This is a genomic window from Sandarakinorhabdus sp. (genome assembly GCF_041689835.1).
Classification (GTDB): Bacteria; Pseudomonadota; Alphaproteobacteria; order Sphingomonadales; family Sphingomonadaceae; genus Sandarakinorhabdus.
In genome coordinates this window covers 1-2,531 of record NZ_JBDNFM010000142.1, presented here as the reverse complement: position 1 = coordinate 2,531, position 2,531 = coordinate 1, and the positions used below count along the sequence as shown (strand labels likewise).

Below are 2,531 nucleotides of genomic sequence, written 5' to 3'. Positions count from 1 at the left end.
GTCCGCCGCAGTCCGCCGCAGTCCGCCGCAGTCCGCCGCAGTCCGCCGCAGTCCGCCGCCGGCAGAAAGCCCTTGCGGATCATCATGTCCACTCTCTTGTCAGGCACCTTCTGGGCGCCGGCAAAGGCCGTCATCGCCATATCTCCCACCAGTTCGGCCCCAGGGCCAGAAACACCAGTGCCATGCCGGCCAGCAAGGCACCAAGCGGCAGCCGCGTCGTCGCGTTCACATCGCGGCCCTGCAGCATGTCCTTCATGGCCAGCGCCAGTCCCAGCCCGGCTGACGCCGTGAGCAGGAACGGCAGCGGCACCGCGCCCAGCAAGGCACCGATCGCGGCAAACAGCTTGGGATCGCCACCCCCCATGCCCTCCCGCCCGGTTCGCAGCCGATAGGCAAAACGCATAGCCCACAGCGCGAAAAAACCGACAGCAACAGCCATAACCCGCTCGCCGAACGGAGCAAAGCCGATCAATTGGCCCAGCGCCAGCCCGGCCGGAATCAACGGCAAGGTCAGGCGATCGGGCAGCCAATAATGTTCGACGTCCAGCACAATCAGCGCCAGCAGCCACCAGCCAGCAATCGCCGCCGCCGCACCGGCCAGCGGCGGATAGCGCCACAGCAACAGGCCGCCGATGACCGCACCAGCCAGCTCGATCTGCAAGTGCCGGGCGGCAATCGGTTGCCCGCACTGCCGACAGCGTCCGCGTTGAAAAAGGAAGGACAGTACCGGCAAGAGTTCCAGTGTGCCCAATTTTGCCCCGCAGTGATCGCAGCGCGAGCGGCCAAGGATGGTTTCACCCTGCGGCCAGCGCGCCGTCACCAACGCGATGAAACTGCCCAACAGCAAGCCAAGGCCGCCGCCGATGACCGGCCACCAGCCTTCAGGCAGCATCAGGGGATCAATATCTGGCGGATGGCCTGCCCGCTGGCCAGCGCATCAAGCGCCTCGTTGATCTCGCTCATCGGCCGCACGCCCGACAGCAGTTTTTCCACCGGCAGCCGCCCGGCCCGCCACAGCGCGATATAACGCGGGATATCGCGCGCCGGCACCGCCGAACCCATGTAGCTGCCGATGATGGTCTTGGCTTCGGCCACCAAACTGACGGCTGTGATCGTGAACGGATCGGCCGGATTGGGCAATCCAACGGTGACGATGCGACCGCCGCGCGCCGCCGTGCGATAGGCCTCGGCGAGCACCTTGCCGCTGCCGACGCTCTCGATGGCCACGCGGGGCGCACCGTGCAGTGCAAAGGCCGCCGCGGCTTCGTCGGGCGCCGCCGCCGCGCGCGCGCCCAATTGCAGCGCCAGCGCGCGCTTTTCCGGCACGGGATCGATGGCGATCACCGGCTCCGCTCCGGCGGCCACCGCACCCATCAGTGCAGCAAGGCCAACGCCGCCAAGGCCCCAGACGGAGACGCTTTCGCCGGGGCGCACCGCGGCGGAATTGAACACCGCGCCCACCCCGGTGAGCACCGCGCAGCCAAACAGCGCGGCGATTTCGGCCGGAATATCATCGTCGATCACAACACAGCTGCGCTCGTCGATCACGGCGTGGCTGGCGAAGGCCGACAGGCCGAGGTGATGGTGAACGGGATGGCCACAGTCCGACAGGCGAAACCCGCCGCCGAGCAATTCGCCCTTGCCGTTGGCGGCCGCGCCATTGCTGCACAGCCAGGGCTCGCCCGACCAGCAGGCGTTGCAATGGCCGCAGGCCGGCAGGAAGGCCATCACCACGCGCGCACCCACTGGCAGGCGCGCGCCAGGCCCGGCGACTTCGACGCGCGCCACAGCTTCATGGCCCAGCGCCATCGGCAGCGGGCGCGGACGATCGGCATTCACCACCGAAAGATCCGAATGACACAGGCCCGCCGCTTCGATGCGCACCAGCACTTCGCCCGGCCCCGGCGGCGCCAGATCGAGCTGCTTCAATGTCAGGGGACGGCTGCTGGCATAAGGCTGGGCGGCGCCCATGGCATCCAAAACGACGGCGATGGTCTGATTCATGGGGTGTGGCTCATGGGTTCACCCTATCGGGCAAACGCGCCGCCGCCAATGTGGCGCGGGCCAGCGCGGCGGTGGAATCGATCAGCGGCACCGCAACATCGGCTTGGCCCAGCACCAGCGGCACTTCGGTGCAGGCGGCGATCACCACATCGGCGCCGGCTGCTGCCAGCCGCGCGGCCTCGCCGGCAAGCGCCGCGCGCGGTGCAGCGCTGCGGTCCCCGGCCTTGATGGCGTTCACGGCGGCCTGCACCACGGCCAGATTGCCGGCCAGCACCGGCACCGGGCTGGCACGGCCATATAAATCGAGCGCCAGCGTCGCGCCCACGCCAAGCACGCCGATGCAGCGCGGCTTGTGCGCCAGCGCTTCGGCAATTGCCGCGTCGATCATCGAAACAAAGGGCGCTGCCGTAATGGCATCGGCCCAGCCGTGCGCGGCGTTGCAGGGCATGGCGAGGATTTGCGCCCCCTGCGCCGTCAGCCCTGCCGCCATGGCCGCGAGCGCCGGGCCGGGCGATGCCGCACCCGTC

Annotated in this window: 3 protein-coding genes; all 3 read right to left on the bottom strand. The window is 68.9% G+C overall.

From position 1 onward, the window contains the following. Positions 1–130: 130 nt before the first annotated feature. A complete protein-coding gene (locus tag ACESL8_RS07780; RefSeq protein WP_372917536.1) occupies positions 131–892 on the bottom strand; it encodes an A24 family peptidase in 762 nt (253 codons plus the stop codon). Next, complete coding sequence (locus ACESL8_RS07775; RefSeq protein WP_372917534.1) at positions 892–2,004, bottom strand: zinc-binding dehydrogenase; 1,113 nt, start codon at positions 2,002–2,004, stop codon at positions 892–894. The genes ACESL8_RS07780 and ACESL8_RS07775 overlap by 1 nt, the downstream gene beginning before the upstream one ends. Before the next feature lie 10 nt (positions 2,005–2,014). Continuing rightward, the coding region (locus tag ACESL8_RS07770) for an aspartate/glutamate racemase family protein (protein ID WP_372917532.1) at positions 2,015–2,531 on the bottom strand (517 nt) is incomplete at its 5' end.

What these genes read in the sequence shown, in the direction of transcription:
- ACESL8_RS07775 (WP_372917534.1), bottom strand. Translation starts at nt 2,004, where the DNA reads ATGAATCAGACCATCGCCGTCGTTTTGGATGCCATGGGCGCCGCCCAG.
- ACESL8_RS07780 (WP_372917536.1), bottom strand. Translation starts at nt 892, where the DNA reads ATGCTGCCTGAAGGCTGGTGGCCGGTCATCGGCGGCGGCCTTGGCTTG.